This window comes from Acinetobacter sp. M5A5_2a (genome assembly GCF_053345265.1).
On sequence record NZ_JBKEZV010000010.1, the window covers coordinates 89,416 to 111,817 of the forward strand.

A 22,402-nucleotide genomic window follows, 5' to 3' on the forward strand; every position below is an offset into this window, starting at 1 on the left:
AATAATAGTGGTTAAAAAAACGATGACGACAGCATTAAATGGACTTAAAGTTCTAGATTTCTCGACACTCTTACCTGGACCTTTTGCCACAATGTATTTAGCCGATATGGGTGCAGAAGTCATCCATATTGAATCTCCATCACGTCCAGATTTAATTCGCATCATGCCGCCTTATGCAAATGGACAAGCAACGGCACATAGTTATTTAAATCGAAATAAACAGTCGATTGTTCTTGATTTAAAAGATCCGGCGAGTATTGAGCTGATTAAAGCCAAGATTTCCGAATTTGATATTGTCATTGAGCAGTTTCGACCTGATGTGATGCAACGTCTAGGATTAGACTATTCAACGCTTGCAGAAATTAATCCACGTTTAATTTATTGTTCAATTACAGGATATGGACAGACTGGAAGTTATAAAGACCGAGCTGGGCATGACATTAACTATTTAGCTTTAGCTGGTATTGCTGGGTATAGCGGCCGACAAGACAGTGGTCCGCCACCGCTTGGTATTCAAGTTGCAGATATTGCAGGTGGTTCACTTCATGCGGTCATTGCTATTTTAGCCGCAGTGGTTGAACGTGATCGTAGTGGCATGGGGCAATATATTGATATTTCTATGACCGATTGTGTGGCAAGCTTAAATAGTATGGCCGCATCAGCTACACTTGCTGCACAGGTTGAACAGGCACCAGAGCATGGCATGCTTAATGGTGGCATTTTCTATGATTATTATATAACGCAAGATGGGCGCTATCTATCAATTGGGAGTCTTGAACCACAATTTATGTCAGGTTTATCAATAGCTCTTGATTTGCCACTATTATTACAAAAAGGCGCTTCCTTAGATGTAGAAGACCGACAGGAAGTTAAACAAGCTATTCAAGAAAAAATTAAAACTAAAACCTTTAAAGAATGGCATGAAATATTCGCAAATCTTGATGTATGTGTAGAACCTGTTTTAAACCTAACTGAGGCTTTAAATTCTCCCTTAGCACAAGAACGTGGATGGATTGTGGATGTACCTTTGCAAAATAATACAGCAGATACAGAACCACAATTGGCTTGTCCAATTAAGTTTTCACGATCTAAAATGAGATATTCCTTTATAGGTCAAAAACTTGGTGAAGGACAGTGGTAAAGAGTAGAGGTCATTTCTTATACAATGTGTATTAAGATTATTATTAGATTAATCAATTGATTAACATTTTGAATAATTTCTTTACATAAAATTAGCGTACCCTTTATAAACAAAGACATAAAAGGTATGTAAACATGAAAACACATAAATCCTTGATGGCTTCCTGTTTATCCGTTTTATCAATTACTCTTTTTATACAGCACGCACAAGCTGCTGCTGCATTTGACCCAAATAGTCCTTGGATGTTGGGTGATTGGAACGGTCAACGCACCGCGTTACAAGCACAAGGTTATGATTTTTCTTTTGGATATACCGGCGAATATGCCGGTATTTTAGATTCAAAAAATACATCTACGCATGGTAGTGCTTATACGGGGCAACTGGCACTAGGAACTCATTTTGACCTAAATAAAATTTTAGGTTGGCAAGATACCGAAGCTCAAATCACATTAACTTATCGTGATGGGCAGTCGCTTTCTGAACACTCACCAGCTTTAGCAGGGCACTTAAGCTCGGCACAAGAAGTGTGGGGGCGTGAGCAAACTTGGCGTTTAACAGATTTGTGGATCAAGAAGAAATTCCTTGACCAGAAGTTAGACGTGAAAGTCGGTCGTTTTGGTGAAGGTGAAGACTTTAATAGTTTTGACTGTGATTTCCAGAATTTAGCACTTTGCGGTTCACAAGTCGGTAACTGGGTTGGTGATCAGTGGTATAACTGGCCAGTTAGCCAATGGGCAATGCGTGTTAAATATAACTTGCAACCCGATTTATATACGCAAGTTGGTGTATATGAATATAACCCAGAAAATCTGGACCGAGGCAAAGGTTTTAACCTAAGTACGGATGGTTCTCACGGTGCAATTATTCCTGCTGAAGTAGTTTGGTCACCTAAATTAGGCGCTCAAAGTATGGCTGGTGAATACCGTTTAGGTTATTACTACAGCACTGCTGATGCCAAAGAAATTGCAGATGAAACCAAAAATTCTCATAAACAAGGTGTTTGGGTAACTGCAAAACAAAAATTATTCCAGCCTGCTGATCAAACAGACCGTGGTTTGACTGGATTTGTGAACCTGACATTCCACGACTCTGATACCAACAAAATTGATAACATGCAAAATGTAGGCTTGGTCTATAAAGGTTTGCTCAATCAACGTCCTCAAGATGAGTTGGCACTAGGTGTTGCACGTATCCATATCAACGATGATTGGAACGATGTCCAAAATAAAGAATATGACACTGAATACAATACCGAGCTTTACTACGGTATTCATGCGACGAACTGGCTGACTATCCGTCCAAATGTGCAATATGTTCGTCATGTTGGTGCATTAAAAAATGGTGATAATACTTGGGTAGGCGGTATTAAATTCTCAACTGCATTCTAAGCGTAATTACTCCGAAAAACGGATTGTCGAGGGTTAAATCATTAATTGACGTAACTTGGCCTTCCGTTTTTCTTTATGCCTGAGTTTTGTTTTAGATGTATTGATAGGCCGATTTTTATTTAAAAGCTTGGCTTATCTTTCCGATAAAAATGATGATTAATAAGAGGTGGTTTATGAATCAACCTACTTCAAGATCAGGTTTAACGACTTTTACCGTAATTATTATTGGGTTATTAGCGTTATTCCTGTTAATTGGAGGTATTTGGCTCGCTACACTAGGCGGTTCAATTTACTACATTATAGCTGGTGTATTACTCCTGATTGTTGCATGGCAACTTTATAAGCGCGCATCCACGGCCCTATGGGTATATGCCGCTTTAATGCTAGGTAGCATTATTTGGGGAGTCTGGGAAGTTGGAACTGATTTCTGGGCTCTTGCACCTCGTTTAGATATTTTAGGTATTCTTGGTTTATGGTTATTGGTTCCAGCTGTGACTCGTGGAATCAACAACCTTGGATCAAGTAAAGTTGCGTTATCTTCAACGTTAGCAATCGCTATCTTGTTGATGGTTTACTCTATTTTCAATGATCCGCAAGAAATTAATGGTGAAATCAAAACACCTCAACCAGAAACTGCTCAAGCAGTGCCTGGTGTTGCCGAGAGTGATTGGCCTGCTTATGGTCGTACTCAGGCAGGTGTGCGTTATTCTCCGTTAAAACAGATCAATGACCAAAACGTAAAAGATTTGAAAGTTGCTTGGACTTTACGTACTGGCGATCTTAAAACGGGTAATGACTCTGGCGAAACAACCAATCAGGTTACACCGATTAAAATCGGTAATAACATGTTTATCTGTACAGCTCATCAGCAATTAATCTCGATTGATCCTGCTACAGGTAAAGAAAAATGGCGTTTTGATCCGAAGCTTAAAACGGATAAATCGTTCCAGCATTTAACTTGTCGTGGTGTGATGTATTACGATGCAAACAACACAACTGAGTTTGCAACAAGTCTTCAAGGCAAGAAATCTGACTCTACACAATGTCCGCGTAAAGTCTTTGTTCCTGTGAATGACGGCCGTTTAGTGGCAGTGAATGCTGACACTGGTAAAGCATGTACTGACTTTGGTAAAAATGGTGAAGTGAACTTACAAGAGTTTATGCCATACGCTTACCCAGGTGGTTACAACCCAACATCTCCTGGTGTTGTGACTGGTTCAACTGTCGTTATTGCTGGTTCGGTAACAGATAATTACTCAAACAAAGAGCCATCAGGTGTAATTCGTGGATACGACGTTAACACTGGTAAACTTCTTTGGGTGTTTGATACTGGCGCAGCAGATCCAAATGCAATGCCGGGTGAAGGTACGAATTTCGTTCATAACTCACCAAATGCGTGGGCACCTTTAGCTTATGACGCTAAACTTGATATCGTTTATGTACCAACAGGTGTAGGTACTCCAGACATTTGGGGTGGTGACCGTACTGAACTTAAAGAGCGTTATGCAAACTCAATGTTAGCGATTAATGCCTCTACTGGTAAATTAGTATGGAACTTCCAGACAACCCATCACGATTTATGGGATATGGATGTACCATCTCAACCATCTTTAGCTGATATTAAAAACAAAGCTGGCCAAACTGTTCCTGCAATCTATGTATTGACGAAAACAGGTAATGCCTTTGTTCTTGATCGCCGTAATGGTCAACCAATTGTTCCTGTAACTGAGAAACCAGTTCCACAAACAGTTAAACGTGGACCACAAACGAAAGGCGAGCATTATTCAAAAACTCAGCCATTCTCTGACTTGAACTTGGCTCCACAAGACAAATTGACTGATAAAGACATGTGGGGTGCCACTATGCTTGATCAGCTCATGTGTCGTGTATCTTTCAAACGTCTAAATTACGATGGTATTTATACTCCACCATCTGAAAACGGTACTTTAGTTTTCCCTGGTAACTTAGGTGTGTTTGAGTGGGGCGGTATGTCAGTTAACCCTGACCGTCAGGTTGCTGTAATGAACCCAATCGGATTGCCATTTGTGAGCCGTTTGATTCCTGCTGATCCAAACCGTGCGCAAACTGCAAAAGGTGCGGGAACTGAGCAGGGCGTACAACCAATGTACGGCGTACCTTATGGCGTAGAAATCAGCGCATTCTTATCTCCACTTGGTTTACCTTGTAAACAACCAGCTTGGGGATATGTTGCAGGCGTAGATTTGAAAACCCATGAAGTGGTATGGAAAAAACGTATTGGTACAATTCGTGACAGCTTACCGAACCTATTCCAATTACCAGCTGTAAAAATTGGTGTTCCTGGTTTAGGTGGTTCAATCTCTACTGCCGGTAATGTCATGTTTGTTGGTGCAACTCAAGATAACTACTTACGTGCATTTAATGTCACTAACGGTAAGAAACTTTGGGAAGCGCGTTTACCAGCGGGTGGACAAGCAACACCAATGACTTATGAAATCAATGGTAAGCAATATGTTGTAATTATGGCCGGTGGTCATGGTTCATTTGGTACGAAAATGGGCGACTATTTAGTGGCTTATGCCTTACCAGATAACAAATAAAATGCTTCTATAAAAAGGGCCTGGATTTATCCAGGCTTTTTTTATATCGATTTATATTAAAGCTTATCAATAAAACCGTTATTAAATATGCAAAAAAAGCATTTTATTGATGAATAAAAGCTCGCTATGCTATCTGCCTTAATAATGAATCTACTAGCCATACGCCATGTATTTATATACCGATTTCGATCAGCAGCTGATTAATCAACGAGTTGCTCAGTTCCGCGATCAGACAGAGCGCTATTTAGCGGGCAAACTTTCTGAAGATGAATACCGTCCATTACGTTTGCAAAATGGTTTATATGTGCAACGCTATGCGCCTATGCTGCGTATTGCTGTGCCGTATGGCTTAATGAGTTCAAAACAATTACGTAAAATTGCTGAAGTTTCAACTGAATATGATCGTGGCTATGCACACGTATCTACACGTCAGAACATTCAGTTAAACTGGCCAGCTCTTGAAGATGTACCAGAAATTTTAGCTGAACTTGCAACGGTACAAATGCATGCCATTCAAACCAGTGGTAACTGTATTCGTAATACAACGACTGACCAATATGCAGGTGTGGTTGCAGGTGAAATTGCAGACCCACGTCCAACATGTGAATTGATTCGTCAGTGGAGTACGTTCCACCCTGAATTTGCATTCTTGCCACGTAAGTTCAAAATTGCCGTTTCTGCACTTGAAGAAAAAGACCGTGCTGCAACAGCATTCCACGATATTGGTGTATATATCGTGCGTAATGAAGCGGGTGAAATCGGCTACAAAATTATGGCTGGTGGTGGTTTAGGCCGTACCCCAATCATTGGTAGCGTCATTCGCGAGTTTTTACCACGTGAAGATTTAATTTCTTACTTAGAGGCAGTTCTGCGTGTTTATAACTTGCATGGCCGTCGTGATAACAAATATAAAGCACGTATCAAAATTCTAGTTAAAGCGTTAACACCTGAAGTTTTTGCTCAGAAAGTTGAAGCTGAATTTGAACACACACGTGAATCATTAAAAATTCAGCCAGAAATCTTGAAAAAACTGGATGAAGAGTTCATCCCATTTGACTATCAAGATTTGGCAGATGAAGACTTCACGGCCTTATTTGCTGAGCATCCAAAATTCAAGCAATGGTTCAATATCAACACACATGCACATAAAGTGAAAGGCTATCGTATTGTTACGATTTCTTTGAAACGTGCAGGTATTGCACCGGGCGATATGACAACCGAAGAAATGAACTTTATTGCAGATCTTGCTGATAAATATACTTTCGGTGAACTTCGCACGACTCATGAACAAAACATTGCTTTGGCAGATGTGCCACAAAAAGATTTGTTCGATGTATGGCAAGCGCTTGAACAACAAAATATGGCACGTGCACATATTGGTTTTATTACCGATATTATTAGTTGCCCAGGCGGTGATTTCTGTTCACTGGCAAATGCGAAATCAATTCCAATTGCTGAAGCAATCACGCGTCGTTTTGATGACTTAGACAAAGTTTATGATCTTGGTCATTTAGACTTAAATATTTCTGGTTGTATGAATGCTTGTGGTCACCACCACGTAGGTAACATCGGTATTTTAGGTGTAGATAAAAAAGGTGCTGAATTCTACCAAATTACATTAGGTGGTAATTCGGACCATGATGCATCAATCGGTGATATCTTAGGGCCATCATTTGCAGCAGATGCAGTGCCTGATGTAATTGAAGAAATATTAAATACTTACCTTGATTTACGTACTGAAGGTGAGCGTTTTGTTGACACATATCGCCGTGTAGGAATTCAACCATTTAAGGAGCGTGCATATGCTTAATACAGCTCTACCAGTGCTTTATAAAGATGGCACGATCGCTGACAATACTTATCAAATCATTGCTGAAGATGGTGTTATTCCTCAGGGTGACGTTGTTGTAACAACAGCTCAACTAGACCAATTAGCAAACATTCAAGGTAAAAAAGCTTTGTATGTGACTGTGAGTGATTCACCTGAAGATCATACATTCCCATTAAATGAGCTTAATGCAATTTTCATTGAGTTTGCAGGTTTTGGTGATGGTCGTGGTTATTCATTTGCTGCACTATTACGCCGCCAAGGTTTCCAAGGTGAATTGCGCGCAACGGGTGATGTGTTTAAGGATGTCTTAAACTACTTAAAGCGTTCTGGTTTTGATAGTTTTGTCGTAAAAGAAGGCAAAGACGTACAAGAAGCGGCGGCAGGTTTGCAAGACTTTACCAACCCATACCAAGCTTCAACTGCTGTACCACAAGCAAGTTATCAAACTGGTGCTTAAATAGATTTCAAGTAAAAAGGCTGAACTTAGGTTCAGCTTTTTTTATAAATAATTTTTAAATGACTTAAATGAAGAACAAGAATGCTAGGCTTAATTTCAAAAATAAATCCCGGTGCCTGGTGGCTATTATTTGCCATCGCGGCGGATGTACTCTCAACATTTTATTCTGCTAGAGGTAATGGCTTAGTTAATAAAACAGCTCAAGGTATTGCTCTGATCCTATATATGATCTCTTTCGCTTGTGCTGCGATTGCTTTGAAATATATGCAGGCTGGAATTTTGTATGTACTTTGGTCTGGAATTGGCGTATTAGCTACAGCTTTTTTGGCAAAGATTTTTCTTGGGCAAAATATTGATGTGGCAGGGTGGGTTGGAGGGGCTGATGATTATTGCTCAATATTCCAATATCGATATTTAAAAGCCTCATAGAAATATCTGAGTGTTTCTATGAGGCTTAAGTGTTGAAAATATTAAGTATCAAGCTGGCAGTTGATCATCCATTTTATGCCAAATTGATCGGTAAAAGCGCCGTACAATGCACCCCAGAACGTTTTTTCTAGAGGCATTTCAATTTGACCATTAACAGATAAAGCATCAAAAAGTTGTTTTGCTTTTTCTTGCTCATCTTTTTCAAGATTAATCGAAATGTAGTGATTATTACCTTGGGTAAAGACACTGTTAGGAGCACAGAATTGATCATTTGTATCTGATGCCATAAGTACGGTGTATTCATTAATTGGCAGTGAAACATGAAGAACCAGATTCTTATCGGCCTCCGATAAAGTCACGCCTTCGGTAGGTGGCATATCGCCATAGCGGCTCAACATGCCGAACTCACCGCCAAAAACTGACTTATAGAAATTAAAAGCTCGCTCTGCCTGACCTTGAAAGTTGAGATAGTGATTGAGTTGCATTGTTATAGTCCATTGTTGTTTTCATTTAGAAGAATAAGTTAAAACGTAAAAGTGATTTTGTGGGTCATTTTTTGTAGTTTTTTAATAAAAAAATCCCGCCGAAGCGAGATTTTGAAATATTGTTTTTTAATTAAAGAAGTTCAATTGCAACGGCTGTAGCCTCACCACCACCAATACAAAGTGCAGCAATACCTTTTTTACCGCCAGTACGTTTCAATGCATGAATAAGCGTAAGAATGATACGAGAACCTGTAGAACCTACTGGATGACCTAATGCGCAAGCACCACCATTGATATTTACTTTTTCAGCATCAAGCTTGAAATCATCAATTGGGCACATGGTGACCATGGCAAAAGCTTCGTTAATTTCCCATAGGTCGACATCTTGAGCATTCCAGCCAGCTTTTTTCAGAACTTTCTCGATGGCGCCAACAGGAGCGATCGTAAATTCTGAAGGATGCTGAGAGTTTGATGCTGTTGCGATAATTTTCGCAAGCGGCTGTAAACCACGTTGGGCAGCAACTTCACTTGATGTCAGTACTAATGCAGATGCACCATCCGAAATAGAACTCGCGTTTGCTGCGGTGATTGTTCCGTCTTTTGCAAAAGCTGGTTTAAGTGAAGGAATCTTGTCGATCTTTGCATTTAGAGGTTGTTCATCTTGATCAACAACAACATCGCCTTTGCGACTAGGCACGGTAACCGAAACAATTTCATCTTTGAAATAGCCTTCAGTAATCGCTGTTTGAGCACGTTTCAAAGAACGAATTGCAAAGTCGTCCATTTGCTCACGTGTATAGCCACGTGTGTTTGCCATATCTTGAGCAAAAGAACCCATTAAACGACCAGTTTCAGCATCCTCAAGTCCATCAAGAAACATATGATCCTTAATTTCGCCGTGACCCATACGATAACCAGCGCGTGCTTTTGGTAAAACATAAGGCGCATTTGTCATAGATTCCATACCGCCAGCAACAACAATTTCAGCACTACCTGCTTTAATCATATCGGTTGCTTGCATTACTGCTTTCATGCCAGAGCCACAAAGCTTATTAATAGTAACAGCACCTGTAGAATCCGGTAAGCCAGCTTTACGCATTGCTTGACGAGCAGGGCCTTGTTTTAAACCAGCAGGAAGAACACAACCCATAATGACTTCTTCGACATCAGTAGGTTGTAAACCTGCTCTTGCGATTGCTTCTTTAATGGTTACAGCACCTAGTTCAGGTGCAGTAAGTCCCGATAACGATCCTTGAAAACCACCCATAGCAGTACGAGCACCATTAACAATTACGATGTCAGTCATTGTTCTAATCTCCAGTTGTTCTTAATCTCAAAATAAGAAATGTTTAAAACCTAGTCAGTATATTGTAAAAATCAGAGAGAAATATCTTCTGCATTAGACTGTAGAGTTCTAACAATTTTTAAGGTCTTCTAAACGAATATGTCCCATTTTACTGAGAACTAATTTAAAGTTTTTAAGCTGATCATAAGAACAATATGTAAAACTGCCGTTAGACTCACGTGGCAGTCCAGTGTCTCCCTGAAATACGATACTATTGAGTTTTTTTCCAAATTTTTGAAATTTTAAAGAACCATAACGATGATTAAGTTCAACATTGGTCAATATCTCTTCGTCGCTTTCTCTCTGTAGATTATGATTTGTGTCTACAAAGCTTATAAGGCTTGTATCCCAATTACTATTACACAGCGTTAAATCAACACTTGGGCAAAGTACGACACTCTTATGTCGTAGAATTGCGTCGTATTTGGCTTTTTGTATATGAATTGTCAGTAGTCTAGGGGTGTTTTTTAATTCTACCGAAGCCATAAATTGATGGTATAAAGGAAGAGCTATAGTGAACATAATCATAAGAATTGCGAGCGTTATAGTGAGTTCCATCAATGTGAAACCAGGAGATTTAAACATTAAAATTCCTTAATATATAAATAAATATTTTGATTTTATGCGTTCTATCAATGATTTATATGGCTTTTTATAATGAGGAAACACAAAATTAAATAAAGGTTATCAGGACGCTAGAATACTGGTAAAATCACCCTAAGCGAAAGAAAGAAGTTGTTCATATTTTCTAGTTGAGTAAAAAATTACCGAATTACAACGGAAATTGTAAGTAATTTTGTCAATAATTTACTTGATTAAAATTATCAAGCACTTGGAAAGTCTATCAAGTGTTTGTATGATTCAAATGTGAATAGCTTAAAAATAATACTGGGGTAAAAATATCTCAGGGGCCAATAAATTTAGGCTGAGCTTGAACAACAATTGTTATCTCTGGAGGATATCCATGAAATTGAGTCGTATTGCACTTGCTATGCTTGTCGCTGCTCCATTAGCTGCTGCTAATGCTGGCGTAACTGTTACACCATTATTGCTTGGTTACACTTTCCAAGACAGTCAGCACAACAATGGTGGTGACAAAGGTGAGTTAACTAACGGACCTGAATTACAAGACGATTTATTCGTTGGTGCAGCTCTTGGTATTGAGTTGACACCATGGTTAGGTTTCGAAGCTGAATATAACCAAGTTAAAGGTGATGTAGACGGTCTTGCTGCTGGCGCTGAATACAAACAAAAACAAATCAACGGTAACTTCTATGTTACTTCTGATTTAATCACTAAAAACTATGACAGCAAAATCAAGCCATACGTATTGTTAGGTGCTGGTCACTACAAATACGAGATTCCTGATCTTTCTTACCACAATGATGAAGAAGGTACTTTAGGTAATGCTGGTTTTGGTGCTTTCTGGCGCTTAAACGATGCTTTATCTCTTCGTACAGAAGCTCGTGGTACTTATAACTTTGACGAAAAATTCTGGAACTATACAGCTCTTGCTGGTTTGAACGTAGTTCTTGGTGGTCACTTGAAGCCTGCTGCTCCTGTAGTAGAAGTTGCTCCAGTTGAACCAACTCCAGTTGCTCCACAACCACAAGAGTTAACTGAAGACCTTAACATGGAACTTCGTGTTTTCTTTGATACTAACAAATCAAATATCAAAGACCAATACAAGCCAGAAATCGCTAAAGTTGCTGAGAAGTTAACTGAATACCCTAACGCTACTGCACGTATCGAAGGTCACACAGATAACACTGGTCCACGTAAGTTGAACGAACGTTTATCTTTAGCTCGTGCTAACTCTGTTAAATCAGCTCTTGTAAACGAATACAACGTTGATGCATCTCGTTTGTCTACTCAAGGTTTCGCTTGGGATCAACCGATTGCTGACAACAAAACTAAAGAAGGCCGTGCTATGAACCGTCGTGTATTCGCGACAATCACTGGTAGCCGTACTGTAGTTGTTCAACCTGGTCAAGAAGCAGCAGCTCAATAATTTGAGTTTTTGAACAGTAAAAAAGCGACTCGTTAGAGTCGCTTTTTTTATTACGATTTTTAAAATATTTAGTCATTTCTACATCTCCTTAATAATAATTTCTTTCAATTTTGGTCTAAATTATTTACCAATCGCCTTTTCTTAATTGCTGTTTAGTATCTTGTCTATCTCTACGATGTTGAGCACGAGGCTTTTCCGTTTCATGCATCCCGCCTTTGTGAAGTAAAGGGGAGAGAGCCACCTGATTACGGACTTTGATTTTTGAAATTTCTTTAATTTTCATGTTTTAACCTTTAATACATAAAACTTGTTTAAGTGTGTGGACAACTTCAATGAGGTCAGCCTGATTTGCCATGACTTCATCAATATCCTTATAAGCACTTGGGATTTCATCGACAACGCCACTGTCTTTACGGCACTCAATACCTTGGGTTTGTTCAATAAGATCTTGCTGGTTAAAAAGGTTTTTTGCCTTGCTTCGACTCATCTTACGACCTGCACCATGAGAACAAGAACAAAATGACTCAGGGTTTGCTTTACCTCTGACGATATAAGATCTTGCCCCCATTGAACCTGGGATAATGCCTAATTCATCTAAACCAGCACGAATTGCGCCTTTTCGGGTAATCAATAAATTTTCACCAAAATGTGTTTCACGGCTTACATAGTTATGGTGACAATTAATTGCTTCTTTTGTCATTTGAAAAGAGGGTAGAAGAGGGCGAATTGCTTCTAATATTAATCGCATCATTTCTTTGCGATTTTCAAAAGCATATTCTTGAGCCCATTCTACCGCTTCCACATAATCATCGAAACTTTTTGAGCCTTCGGCAAAATAACTCAAATCTTTATCAGGTACATGACCAAAACGATGCTGAGCCTCTTTCTTGGCTAACTCAATAAAATAAGTACCAATAACGTTACCAAGCCCTCTGCTACCCGAATGCAGCATGATCCATACGTCTTGATTTTCATCAATACAGAGCTCGATAAAGTGGTTGCCGCCACCTAAAGTGCCCAATTGTTTTTGCCATGTCGCATCAAATTGTCGAAGCATCCGGACAAGACCAGGATGCTTTTTGATAATCGGCTCTAAGCTTTTTTCAAGTGGAATAATGCTTGAAGCTTTTGCCTTGACCTGTTTATGTAAAGCAAATCCAACGGGGACTTTACGTTCGATTGCATCTCGTAAACGACTTAAGCTATCTGGCAATTGAGAAGCCTTTAGACTTAAACGAATTGCATTCATTCCACAGCCAATATCTACGCCTACAGCAGCAGGAATAATGGCATGTTTAGTCGGAATAACACTGCCTACAGTCGCGCCTTTTCCGACATGAACATCTGGCATAACAGCAATATGTGAGTATATAAATTGCAGTTGAGCCATTTTCTTGAGTTGTTCGATACTTTCACTATCTATATCTTGAGTGAAAATTTTAACGGGGACACCATACAGTGCCTCCTCATTTAATATTTTTTGTATGCCCATAATTTTTCTCTTATTTTGTCCGAGCAGGCATAAAAAAACCTAGCGAATGCTAGGTTTTAAATTTGAGCATTCGGACAAGTGAAGTGAATTTGTACACTTGTCCGTGAGCTGACATCGTGCCAAATTATTTAGTCTGTTTTACCTTGTACTGCTGGCATGATGTCCTCCTTATTTAAAAGTGCCGTTGAAAATCTGAACGGCATTGTACGCTTTTTAAATCAAAGATCAAGCTTTTGATCTTTGATTTACTTTTAATTATCTATTGAAACCGATTTTTAATCTTGTTCAGGTTTGACGTTCATTTGATCATAAGGGATCAGTTTGGTTTTATTTTTCCACTTATAGCCTAACCAGATAATCAAGAACAATGGCAAGCTGATATAGGTTGAAAGTAGGCCTAACCAGTCAATTTTTCCACCTAAAATGGCTTGATAGTTTTGTCCCAAAATAATGATTGAACAGAGGATAAATGCAAACCAAGGGGCAAATGGGAAAAATTTGGCACGGTAAGCTAAATCTTCTAATTTATATCCTTGAGCAATATAACCTTTGCGGAAACGATAGTGCGAAATCGCAATTCCTAACCAAACAATAAAGCCGCACATACCTGACATATTAAGTAGCCAGTTAAATACTTGTTTTTCACCAATAAAAGTTGTCAAGAAACAAAAAGCGGCGATAATTGTTGTGGCATATAGTGCATTCATTGGAACGCCACGACCATCAAGTTTTGCAAACCACCTTGGCGCACGGCCTTCCTGAGCCATTTTAAACAACATGCGAGTTGAAGAGTACATGCCTGAGTTACCTGCTGATAAAATAGCAGTAAGAATGACAGCATTCATTAAGCCAGCCGCAAAAGCAAAGCCAACTCTTTCATAGAGCAATGTAAAGGGAGAAAGCGCAATATTTTCAGTGGTAGCAGCTTGTAGTAGATTCGGGTCATCATAGGCAATCAGAGTGCCGATAATGAAAATACATAAGACATAAAATAATAAGATTCGCCAGAAAATCTGTTTGATTGCAAGTGGAATTGTTTTCTTTGGATCTTTAGATTCACCAGCAGCAACCCCAACCATTTCAGTTCCTTGGAAAGAGAATCCGGCAATCATTGCAACACCAATCATGGCCTGTAAACCACCCACAAAAGGTGCGTCTTTATAGGTCCAGTTTCCAAAAGCTGCGACACCTGGGGTTAGCATAATCTTAATGATCATAGCTAAACCAATAATAATGAAGGCAATGATGGCGATCACTTTTACCATTGAGAACCAGAATTCGCTTTCGCCGAATCCCTTTACTGTCATGGCATTAATCATAAAGATAACGATAAGGAACAGGGCACTCCAATAGAACCCTGGAATATCAGGGAACCAGAACTTCATAATAAACTGAACTGCAACAAGTTCGAATGCAACCGTAATTGCCCAGTTATACCAGTAGTTCCAGCCTAAAGCGAAGCCAAAGCCTTCTTCGACATAACGACTGCCATATGTAAAAAAAGCACCAGAAGTCGGATTGTGGGTTGCAAGCTCACCTAAGCTGGTCATTAAGAAGTAAATCATAATGCCAATGAGAGAGTAGGCGAGTAGCGCCCCACCTGGGCCAGCATTTGCAATGGTTGATCCAGAAGCAAGGAAGAGGCCTGTACCAATGGAACCACCAATGGCGATCATATTCAGATGACGAGCCCCAAGCTTACGCTGGAGTTTTTCAGGAGCATGTGTTTCGCTCATGGAGATTCCTTACATAGTTTGTTATGCACAGGCATATAACACCTTAAAGCCTTCAAGATCAGTTTTAATCTGGCACTGACCAAAGTGCTTCTCAATTAAGATCGGATAGTTTAAAAAACGGTTTGCTACAATCCATAGCTCGCCTGATGCCTTTAAATGTTTTTTAGCGTTCTGGCAGAGTCCTTCACTTGCATCATAGTCGGTATGAATACCTTGATGGAAAGGGGGATTACTGACAATGGCATCGAGTTCTGTTGGAGCGTCTGCAATACCTATGACAGGCTGCAATCTCAACTGGTCTGAACCTATTCCATTTCGACTAAAAGTCATTTCCGTTGACCGTAAAGCGAAAGCATCAATATCTAGGGCGTGAATAATATTACTTGAATTTATTTTTGCCAAATAGCAACTGATAATTCCAGCACCACACCCGAAGTCGGCAATTCTACCTGATTTCACCTGATTAAGATAAGGGAGTAAAACAGCAGTTCCGACATCTAGATGATTTTGGCTAAAAACACCGGGAAGGGCACAAATCGTAAGCTCTTGCTCATTAACCTGAACAGTATAAGTTTTAATCCATTTTTCTAGAGGTTTAATCTGTTCTGTTTTCTCAATCTTTAAGTGCCACAATTGACAATGGCGAGCACTATCAAGTTTTAGTACTTTGCCAAAGCTTTGTAATTGTTTAGAGGCTCTTTCTACACCACCCTTTTTTTCACCAACTAAAAAAACAGATTGATTGGTTTTAAGATGGCTCATTACTACATGCAATATGTAATTCAAGAGCTCTTTAGATTTTGGAACAAAAATAATTGCTTGGTCGAATTCTTGTGATGGAAACTCAACTGAGAAGTGCGCTTTTGTTCCACTATTTATAAATCCCTGATAGTCGGCATGATTCCATGTCCAGACTGACGCATCAGTTCCAGCTGGTAATTGACTGACTAAGGCATCATTCGGTGCATTAATTAACAAGATTCTACCTTTCAAATAGTCTTGCTGTCTTAATACCACTTCACTTCTAGGATCCATGTACATCTCTCATGAAGAAGAATGCCCAGTGGGAGCTGGGCAGTAATCAAAATTAAAAGTTAGTTATTTATGCGTTTCAGGAAGCACAACATTTAAAATTAATGCTGCTATACCACCTGTTGCCACGCCAGAGCTAAAAATATTTTTAAATAATTCTGGAAGGTGCTCTAAAATCTGAGGAACTTGAGCAACACCTAAACCTAATGCAAGTGAGATGGCAATAATTAATAGTGCTCGGCGGTCAAGGTGAACTGAAGAAAGAATATTAATGCCTGATGCAGCCACTGCACCGAACATGACCATAACAGCGCCACCTAAAACGGCTTGAGGAACTGCTTGTATCACACCAGCTACTGCAGGGAATAGACCTAATAAAATGAGTAATCCAGCAATCCAGATGCCTACATAGCGGCTAGCAACCCCAGTGAGTTGAATTACCCCATTGTTTTGAGCGAAAACAGAACTCGGGAAAGTGTTAAATAGTCCAGCTAGCAAAGAGTTTGCACCATTCACTAATACGCCACCTTTAATGCGTTTCATCCATTCAGGACCATTAACAGGTTGGTTGGAAAGTTTACTGGTTGCTGTCACATCACCAATTGCTTCTAAAGAAGTCACCAAATAAATGAATGCCATTGGGATGAATAATCCCCAAGAGAAACTCAAACCAAAGTGCATTGGTGTTGGAATTTGGACGAGTGGCGCGTCTTTAATACCAGAGAAATCTAGATGACCCATAAATCCAGCAAGAATGTAACCACTCACTAAGGCGATTAAAATAGCTGAGCTTTTAATCCAAACCACTCGAATACGATTAAGTACAATAATAATGGCAAGTACGGTACATGACATAATAAGGTTGTCTGCACTTGCAAAAGTATGATCTTGCATGGCTTGATAGCCACCACCCATACTAATCAAGCCTTCTTTAATAAGCGTTAAGCCAATTAATAAAACAACAATACCAGTCACCAACGGAGTAATGAGTCTTTTTACCCATGGAAGAATTTGCGAAACACCCATTTCAATGAATGAGCCGGCAATGACCACACCAAATATTGCAGCCATGACTTGGTTTACAGGTGTTCCTGCGGCAACCATTGCACTACCAATACCAATAATAGGGCCAATAAAGTTAAAGCTTGTGCCTTGAACAATAAGAAGACCTGCACCAAACGGACCAACTTTTTTACATTGTAAAAATGTAGCAATACCTGAAATCACTAAAGACATCGATAAAATCATGTTAGTTTCGGTGCGTGAAACGCCTAAAGCTAAGCAAATTAAAAGGCCAGGTGTAACAATTGGTACAATAATCGCAAGCAAATGCTGGAAAGCTGCTAAAAAAGCGATCAAAGGTTTTGGTCGATCATTTAAACCATAAACAAGGTCTAAATGGTCTTGAGAGTGTTGATTGGACATGGGTATAGGTCCGCCGCAATTTTGCAAATTGGCGCTATTCTAATCGAGATAACTATCTTTACAAAACGAAATACAGGCTATTAGAAATTTTTTTGTCAATGTCAATAAACTGTCACTACTCAAGAGTAGTGTTTTTCTGTATAATTTGCCCTCAAACTTTAGGCGTATCGAATTTACATGTCAGATATTAAAACACTCCGTAACATTGCCATCATTGCGCACGTCGATCATGGTAAAACGACTTTAGTCGACAAACTTTTACAACAATCAGGTGCATTAGGTGATCGCGCGGGTGAAATCGAGCGTGTGATGGATTCAGGTGCAATTGAAAGTGAACGTGGTATTACCATTCTTGCAAAAAACACTGCAATTAAATGGACTGATGCGCGTACAAATACAGAATACCGCATTAACATCGTGGACACTCCAGGACATGCTGACTTCGGTGGTGAAGTTGAACGTGTAATGTCGATGGTTGACTGCGTACTTCTTCTTGTCGATTCTCAAGAAGGTCCAATGCCACAAACTCGTTTTGTGACATCGAAAGCCTTTGCGAGCGGTTTGAAGCCAATCGTGATTATCAACAAAGTAGATAAGCCAAGTGCGCGTCCTGATTGGGTAATTGACCAAGTATTTGATTTGTTTGATAACTTAGGTGGTACTGACGAACAGTTAGACTTCCCAGTTGTTTATGCATCAGGTTTACGTGGTGTTGCTGGTCCTTCTCCAGAAGAACTTGCTGACGACATGACTCCATTGTTCCAAACAATTGTAGATATCGTTGAACCACCAGCAGTTGATGTTGATGGTCCATTCCAAATGCAAATCTCTTCACTTGATTATAACAGCTTTGTTGGTGTAATCGGTGTTGGTCGTATTCAGCGTGGTTCAGTTAAATTAAACACACCTGTAACTGTTATCGACAAAGAAGGTAAAACACGTAACGGTCGTATCTTAAAAATCATGGGTTACCATGGTCTAGATCGCGTTGACGTTGAAGAGGCAAATGCTGGTGATATCGTTTGTGTAACAGGTATCGATGCACTTCATATTTCTGACACGATTTGTGATCCGAAAAATGTTGAAGCTTTACCGCCGTTATCTGTAGATGAACCTACTGTTACGATGACTTTCCAAGTAAACAACTCACCGTTTGCGGGTAAAGAAGGTAAATTTGTTACTTCACGTAACATTCGTGAACGTTTAGATCGTGAATTGATTCACAACGTAGCATTACGTGTTGAAGATACTGACAGTCCAGACCGTTTCAAAGTGTCTGGTCGTGGTGAACTTCACCTTTCAGTTCTTATTGAAAACATGCGTCGTGAAGGCTTCGAAATGGGCGTATCACGTCCACAAGTAATTTTGAAAGAAGTTGACGGCGAAAAGCAAGAACCATACGAAAACGTAACATTTGACGTTGAAGAACAGCACCAAGGTTCGGTAATGGAACAAATGGGTTACCGTAAAGGTGAAATGACAAATATGGAAGTTGACGGTAAAGGCCGTATCCGTATTGAAGCAACTGTTCCTTCACGTGGCTTAATTGGTTTCCGTTCTGAATTCTTGACCATGACTTCTGGTACAGGGATCATGACATCAAGCTTCTCGCATTACGGTCCAATGAAACAAGGTACTGTTGCGAAACGTCAAAACGGTGTGTTGATTTCTATGGTTCAAGGCGTTTGTTTGGGCTATGCATTATTCACATTGCAAGACCGTGGTCGTCTATTCGCTAAACCTCAGTTAGAAGTTTACGAAGGTATGATCATTGGTATTAACTCTCGTTCAGATGATATGGTTGTTAACCCAACTAAAGCGAAACAGTTAACAAACGTACGTGCATCTGGTACAGATGAAGCGTTAACGTTGACACCAGCTGTTGAATACACGCTTGAACAAGCACTTGAATTCATTGAAGATGATGAATTAGTTGAAGTAACACCAAAATCAATCCGTATCCGTAAGCGTTACTTGACTGAAAATGAACGTAAACGTAACCGTGATAAATAATTTTTCTTAAGTGAAAAAGAAAAAACCGCTAAATTAATTTAGCGGTTTTTTTAATCGTTATATTTGAAATTAAACTAAGCTTAAAATCATATTTTTCTTATCAGTTAATATGTTGTTAAAGTGTGAAATAACTTTCTTTTTTTGATAAAAATATTAAATTATCAATATCATGGCGATTACTATCTAAATGGATAAGATGCCAATGAAAAGAAAAATATAACGTGTTTTAACCCCCGACATCTGGAGATGTTTAGATGAGTATTATTCAAGAATTTAAAGAATTTGCCGTGAAAGGCAATATGATGGATTTAGCCATTGGTGTGATTATTGGTGGTGCTTTTGGCAAAATCGTAGACTCTTTAGTAAAAGATATTATCATGCCGCTGATCAGTGTAATTACGGGTGGTGGTGTTGATTTTTCGCAGAAATTCATTGTTCTAGGAGCAAACCCTACCAATCTGCAATCTTTAGATGCTTTGCAAAAAGCAGGTATTAATGTTTTAACCTATGGCAATTTCCTCACCATTTTAATTAACTTTATTATTTTGGCTTGGGTTGTGTTCTTAATGGTGAAATTATTAAATAAACTTCGCCGTAATAAAGAAGAGCCAGAAGCTCCAGCTGCAACTCCTGAAGATATTCAATTATTACGTGAAATTCGTGATGAGTTGAAAAAGCAAGCTTAACAATCTTCTGAAGTAATAAAAAACGGTACTAAAGGTGCCGTTTTTTATTACTAAGTATTTTATGTTGGACTAAAGATATTGATAAAATTGAAAGGCTATCGATAAGTTCAATTACACATATTGTAAAAGGGGTATAAATAAATGAATCAGCTTTTTGTGTATGGAACCTTATGTCCAAATAAAGCAAATGCTCATATTTTAGAGCAGATTGGCGGTAACTGGACAAAAGCCACTGTGCGTGGTGTGATTCATATTTTAGATTGGGGACCCGACAAAGGCTTAAAAGCAATTGTTTTAGACGCAAAAGCCGATTGGGTAGAGGGTTATCTTTTTAGCACAGAAAAACTGGCAGAAAACTGGCAGATGCTTGATGATTTTGAAGGTTTTCAATATCAACGTGTCATAGCAGATGTGAAGCTTGAGTCAGGTGAACAGATCAAAGCTTGGACATATCAACTGAATGCACAGGCTCAAGCTTCTGAAAACCACAATTAAAATAATGGAATCAACGTAAGCTACTCATTCTAAATTTAACTTCTAAAAGATGATAACCAAATTGGCTTTTTATTGGTCCTTGTAGTACACGTTCGGCGGCTGTAAACACTACTTTATCAATCACTGGTACCAGCTGTCCTTTTTTGACTTCGCCTAATTCACCACCGCGTTTTGCTGAATTACAAGTTGAATATTGCTTGGCAAGTTTGGCAAAGTCAGCACCACTTTGTAGCTTCTTTTTTAACTGTTCAGCTAAGTCTTTATCTTTGACCAGAATATGTCGGACGATTGCTGTTTGCATTATGACTTCCTCTGAAAATTAGAGCTTATTGGGCTTTTTGAGGGGTTGGCACTCTGGGCAAAATACACTTGCACGTTGTCCAAGTTTCAAGTTTTCTAATGCGGTTTCACAGTTAACACACATCTGTCCGGCACGTCCATACGCCAAAAGGGTCTGTTGGAAATAACCATTTTCACCCATGGCATTGCTGTAATCACGTAAGGTCGAACCGCCTAAATCAATAGCTGATTTTAAAATCCGTTTGATTTCGATCACCAGTTTCTCGATTTGTTCAAAGCTAAGGTCCGCAGCAGGCTGTGCGGGATGGATCCCGACATTAAATAAACTTTCAGTTGCATAAATATTGCCAACACCAACCACAACATGATTATCCATAAGTGCAATTTTTGTGCCGACAGATTTATTTTTAAGTTTTGAAGCTAAATATTCTGCATTAAAGTCAGTACTTAAAGGTTCAGGTCCTAAAGTATCAATCAACTTCCCTTGTGTTTCAGAGTTTAGCCAGAGAATGCAGCCAAAGCGACGTGGGTCATGATAACGTAACTCATGTTCCTCAAAGCGAATGATGAAGTGATCATGTTTTCTCAGCTCATCATTTGGCTGACACAAGCGGAAGCTGCCTGACATTCCTAAATGCCAAAGCATTTGATCTTGTTCAAAGTTTGCCAAGATATATTTTGAACGTCGATTTAATCCAATAAGACGTTGCCCAACAAGTTTTTGAACATCATCTGGTATTGCCCAGCGTAAGCTCGGGTTACGTACTTCTACACTTTGAACTTTTTGATTCAATAAGGGAAATAAACTGGTTTTAGTTGTTTCGACTTCGGGTAACTCAGGCATCGCCAACTCGCAGAATTAACAGATATACTGGAATAATCAAGTATATCGTGTGGTATGTAATATTTCAGAGATTACTAGGTCAGATATTTTACCATTAAGCTGGTTTCAACGTGAAACTTCACAGGTTGCACATGATTTAATCGGATGTGTATTGTGTAAGCGACAAGCTGATGGACACGTCATTCGATGTACGATTACTGAAACAGAAGCTTATTTAGGAATTCGAGATAAAGCTTGCCATAGCTACAATGATAAACGTACTGCTCGAACAGATGTGATGTATTGTTCAGGTGGTACGATTTATGTCTATTTAATTTATGGCATGTATGAAATGCTCAATCTCATTACCCAGACAGAAGGCATCCCTGAAGGGGTGATGATTCGTTCTGCATTTTTAAGTGGGGCTTCAACCAAAAAAGAATATAAGCTTTTAGCTGGACCCGGCAAACTGACACGCTATTTAGGCATTAATCGAAGTTTAAAAGGTCAGACTTTAGGTGAAGAATCTGGACTGTGGATTGAATCGGCATCAACGCAGCCTGAAGTGGTGATGACACCACGTATAGGAATTGACTATGCCGAAGAGGCAAAAGATTGGCCTGAACGATATTGCTGGAAAGACCATCCCTCTTTAAGTCGTTAATTAAAGTAGGTAGTAAATTCTTTGATAGTGATTAAGTGTGTTCCAGATTTAAAACAATGCAGAGCAAATT

General features: G+C 39.2%; 20 protein-coding genes and 1 pseudogene. 11 read left to right on the plus strand and 10 right to left on the minus strand.

Features of this window, described 5'->3' with window-relative positions; all coding sequences use genetic code 11:
* The first annotated feature begins 22 nt into the window (after positions 1 to 22).
* From ACLBWE_RS14000 to ACLBWE_RS14025, 6 genes and pseudogenes are all read left to right on the plus strand, one after another.
* A complete protein-coding gene (locus ACLBWE_RS14000; protein ID WP_447603602.1) occupies positions 23 to 1,141 on the plus strand; it encodes a CaiB/BaiF CoA transferase family protein in 1,119 nt (372 codons plus the stop codon).
* A gap of 155 nt (positions 1,142 to 1,296) precedes the next feature.
* A complete protein-coding gene (locus ACLBWE_RS14005) occupies positions 1,297 to 2,529 on the plus strand; it encodes a carbohydrate porin (RefSeq protein ID WP_198079461.1) in 1,233 nt (410 codons plus the stop codon).
* A gap of 173 nt (positions 2,530 to 2,702) precedes the next feature.
* The gene (locus tag ACLBWE_RS14010; protein WP_447603604.1) at positions 2,703 to 5,108 is read left to right on the plus strand and encodes a glucose/quinate/shikimate family membrane-bound PQQ-dependent dehydrogenase; all 2,406 of its coding nucleotides are present in this window, start codon (positions 2,703 to 2,705) and stop codon (positions 5,106 to 5,108) included.
* 166 nt (positions 5,109 to 5,274) lie between these two features.
* On the plus strand, positions 5,275 to 6,918 hold the full coding sequence (locus tag ACLBWE_RS14015) for a nitrite/sulfite reductase (protein ID WP_003655249.1): 1,644 nt from the start codon (positions 5,275 to 5,277) through the stop codon (positions 6,916 to 6,918).
* Complete coding sequence (locus ACLBWE_RS14020; protein WP_005036243.1) at positions 6,911 to 7,396, plus strand: DUF934 domain-containing protein; 486 nt, start codon at positions 6,911 to 6,913, stop codon at positions 7,394 to 7,396. The genes ACLBWE_RS14015 and ACLBWE_RS14020 overlap by 8 nt, the downstream gene beginning before the upstream one ends.
* An 81-nt stretch (positions 7,397 to 7,477) precedes the next feature.
* Positions 7,478 to 7,814 (plus strand): annotated as a pseudogene (locus ACLBWE_RS14025) (DMT family transporter).
* A gap of 52 nt (positions 7,815 to 7,866) precedes the next feature.
* Here ACLBWE_RS14025 and ACLBWE_RS14030 read toward each other — a convergent pair.
* From ACLBWE_RS14030 to ACLBWE_RS14040, 3 genes are all read right to left on the minus strand, one after another.
* The gene (locus ACLBWE_RS14030; protein WP_348949945.1) at positions 7,867 to 8,310 is read right to left on the minus strand and encodes a VOC family protein; all 444 of its coding nucleotides are present in this window, start codon (positions 8,308 to 8,310) and stop codon (positions 7,867 to 7,869) included.
* 130 nt (positions 8,311 to 8,440) lie between these two features.
* On the minus strand, positions 8,441 to 9,616 hold the full coding sequence (locus ACLBWE_RS14035) for a thiolase family protein (RefSeq protein ID WP_281832802.1): 1,176 nt from the start codon (positions 9,614 to 9,616) through the stop codon (positions 8,441 to 8,443).
* Positions 9,617 to 9,724: 108 nt separating this feature from the next.
* Positions 9,725 to 10,240: a GspH/FimT family pseudopilin gene (locus ACLBWE_RS14040; protein ID WP_004638963.1), complete on the minus strand. Its 516-nt coding sequence runs from the start codon at positions 10,238 to 10,240 to the stop codon at positions 9,725 to 9,727.
* A 379-nt stretch (positions 10,241 to 10,619) separates the two neighbouring features.
* Here ACLBWE_RS14040 and omp38 point away from each other — a divergent pair, with 379 nt between their 5' ends.
* On the plus strand, positions 10,620 to 11,666 hold the full coding sequence (gene omp38, locus ACLBWE_RS14045) for an outer membrane protein Omp38 (RefSeq protein ID WP_092708723.1): 1,047 nt from the start codon (positions 10,620 to 10,622) through the stop codon (positions 11,664 to 11,666).
* Between the two features lie 124 nt (positions 11,667 to 11,790).
* Here the strand turns inward: omp38 and ACLBWE_RS14050 are convergent, their stop codons facing one another.
* The 5 genes from ACLBWE_RS14050 to ACLBWE_RS14070 form a co-directional block, all read right to left on the minus strand.
* Entirely contained in the window at positions 11,791 to 11,949 is a 159-nt protein-coding gene (locus ACLBWE_RS14050; protein WP_348949948.1) for a hypothetical protein, read from the minus strand.
* A gap of 3 nt (positions 11,950 to 11,952) precedes the next feature.
* Positions 11,953 to 13,158 (minus strand): RtcB family protein, encoded by a 1,206-nt coding sequence (locus tag ACLBWE_RS14055; protein ID WP_127493864.1) that lies wholly within the window; start codon positions 13,156 to 13,158, stop codon positions 11,953 to 11,955.
* Positions 13,159 to 13,433: 275 nt separating this feature from the next.
* The gene (locus ACLBWE_RS14060; protein ID WP_347019529.1) at positions 13,434 to 14,894 is read right to left on the minus strand and encodes an amino acid permease; all 1,461 of its coding nucleotides are present in this window, start codon (positions 14,892 to 14,894) and stop codon (positions 13,434 to 13,436) included.
* A gap of 21 nt (positions 14,895 to 14,915) precedes the next feature.
* Positions 14,916 to 15,929 carry a methyltransferase gene (locus ACLBWE_RS14065; protein WP_447603610.1) on the minus strand — a complete coding sequence of 338 codons (1,014 nt, stop codon included), beginning with the start codon at positions 15,927 to 15,929 and terminating at the stop codon, positions 14,916 to 14,918.
* A 63-nt stretch (positions 15,930 to 15,992) separates the two neighbouring features.
* Positions 15,993 to 17,351 (minus strand): uracil-xanthine permease family protein, encoded by a 1,359-nt coding sequence (locus ACLBWE_RS14070; RefSeq protein WP_016137158.1) that lies wholly within the window; start codon positions 17,349 to 17,351, stop codon positions 15,993 to 15,995.
* Between the two features lie 177 nt (positions 17,352 to 17,528).
* Here ACLBWE_RS14070 and typA point away from each other — a divergent pair, with 177 nt between their 5' ends.
* From typA to ACLBWE_RS14085, 3 genes are all read left to right on the plus strand, one after another.
* Positions 17,529 to 19,364, plus strand: a complete 1,836-nt coding sequence (gene typA, locus ACLBWE_RS14075) for a translational GTPase TypA (RefSeq protein WP_003655262.1) — start codon at positions 17,529 to 17,531, stop codon at positions 19,362 to 19,364.
* Between the two features lie 254 nt (positions 19,365 to 19,618).
* Positions 19,619 to 20,050 carry a large conductance mechanosensitive channel protein MscL gene (gene mscL / locus ACLBWE_RS14080; RefSeq protein ID WP_045435462.1) on the plus strand — a complete coding sequence of 144 codons (432 nt, stop codon included), beginning with the start codon at positions 19,619 to 19,621 and terminating at the stop codon, positions 20,048 to 20,050.
* Positions 20,051 to 20,191: 141 nt separating this feature from the next.
* On the plus strand, positions 20,192 to 20,545 hold the full coding sequence (locus ACLBWE_RS14085; protein ID WP_209735063.1) for a gamma-glutamylcyclotransferase family protein: 354 nt from the start codon (positions 20,192 to 20,194) through the stop codon (positions 20,543 to 20,545).
* A 10-nt stretch (positions 20,546 to 20,555) separates the two neighbouring features.
* Here the strand turns inward: ACLBWE_RS14085 and ACLBWE_RS14090 are convergent, their stop codons facing one another.
* On the minus strand, positions 20,556 to 20,846 hold the full coding sequence (locus ACLBWE_RS14090) for a peptidylprolyl isomerase (protein ID WP_003655265.1): 291 nt from the start codon (positions 20,844 to 20,846) through the stop codon (positions 20,556 to 20,558).
* Between the two features lie 18 nt (positions 20,847 to 20,864).
* Entirely contained in the window at positions 20,865 to 21,689 is an 825-nt protein-coding gene (mutM, locus tag ACLBWE_RS14095) for a bifunctional DNA-formamidopyrimidine glycosylase/DNA-(apurinic or apyrimidinic site) lyase (RefSeq protein WP_447603614.1), read from the minus strand.
* A gap of 70 nt (positions 21,690 to 21,759) precedes the next feature.
* On the opposite strand from mutM, the gene ACLBWE_RS14100 reads away from it, so the two are divergent.
* Positions 21,760 to 22,332: a DNA-3-methyladenine glycosylase gene (locus tag ACLBWE_RS14100; RefSeq protein WP_447603763.1), complete on the plus strand. Its 573-nt coding sequence runs from the start codon at positions 21,760 to 21,762 to the stop codon at positions 22,330 to 22,332.
* The last annotated feature ends 70 nt before the right edge of the window (positions 22,333 to 22,402 follow it).

Bases quoted from the DNA above. Each gene is read 5' to 3' on its own strand.
- ACLBWE_RS14015 (WP_003655249.1), top strand. From the start codon at position 5,275: ATGTATTTATATACCGATTTCGATCAGCAGCTGATTAATCAACGAGTT.
- ACLBWE_RS14020 (WP_005036243.1), top strand. From the start codon at position 6,911: ATGCTTAATACAGCTCTACCAGTGCTTTATAAAGATGGCACGATCGCT.
- ACLBWE_RS14005 (WP_198079461.1), top strand. From the start codon at position 1,297: ATGGCTTCCTGTTTATCCGTTTTATCAATTACTCTTTTTATACAGCAC.
- ACLBWE_RS14090 (WP_003655265.1), bottom strand. From the start codon at position 20,846: ATGCAAACAGCAATCGTCCGACATATTCTGGTCAAAGATAAAGACTTA.
- mscL (WP_045435462.1), top strand. From the start codon at position 19,619: ATGAGTATTATTCAAGAATTTAAAGAATTTGCCGTGAAAGGCAATATG.
- ACLBWE_RS14060 (WP_347019529.1), bottom strand. From the start codon at position 14,894: ATGAGCGAAACACATGCTCCTGAAAAACTCCAGCGTAAGCTTGGGGCT.
- ACLBWE_RS14055 (WP_127493864.1), bottom strand. From the start codon at position 13,158: ATGGGCATACAAAAAATATTAAATGAGGAGGCACTGTATGGTGTCCCC.
- typA (WP_003655262.1), top strand. From the start codon at position 17,529: ATGTCAGATATTAAAACACTCCGTAACATTGCCATCATTGCGCACGTC.
- ACLBWE_RS14010 (WP_447603604.1), top strand. From the start codon at position 2,703: ATGAATCAACCTACTTCAAGATCAGGTTTAACGACTTTTACCGTAATT.
- omp38 (WP_092708723.1), top strand. From the start codon at position 10,620: ATGAAATTGAGTCGTATTGCACTTGCTATGCTTGTCGCTGCTCCATTA.
- ACLBWE_RS14040 (WP_004638963.1), bottom strand. From the start codon at position 10,240: ATGTTTAAATCTCCTGGTTTCACATTGATGGAACTCACTATAACGCTC.
- ACLBWE_RS14070 (WP_016137158.1), bottom strand. From the start codon at position 17,351: ATGTCCAATCAACACTCTCAAGACCATTTAGACCTTGTTTATGGTTTA.
- ACLBWE_RS14065 (WP_447603610.1), bottom strand. From the start codon at position 15,929: ATGGATCCTAGAAGTGAAGTGGTATTAAGACAGCAAGACTATTTGAAA.
- ACLBWE_RS14085 (WP_209735063.1), top strand. From the start codon at position 20,192: ATGAATCAGCTTTTTGTGTATGGAACCTTATGTCCAAATAAAGCAAAT.
- mutM (WP_447603614.1), bottom strand. From the start codon at position 21,689: ATGCCTGAGTTACCCGAAGTCGAAACAACTAAAACCAGTTTATTTCCC.
- ACLBWE_RS14035 (WP_281832802.1), bottom strand. From the start codon at position 9,616: ATGACTGACATCGTAATTGTTAATGGTGCTCGTACTGCTATGGGTGGT.
- ACLBWE_RS14050 (WP_348949948.1), bottom strand. From the start codon at position 11,949: ATGAAAATTAAAGAAATTTCAAAAATCAAAGTCCGTAATCAGGTGGCT.
- ACLBWE_RS14030 (WP_348949945.1), bottom strand. From the start codon at position 8,310: ATGCAACTCAATCACTATCTCAACTTTCAAGGTCAGGCAGAGCGAGCT.
- ACLBWE_RS14000 (WP_447603602.1), top strand. From the start codon at position 23: ATGACGACAGCATTAAATGGACTTAAAGTTCTAGATTTCTCGACACTC.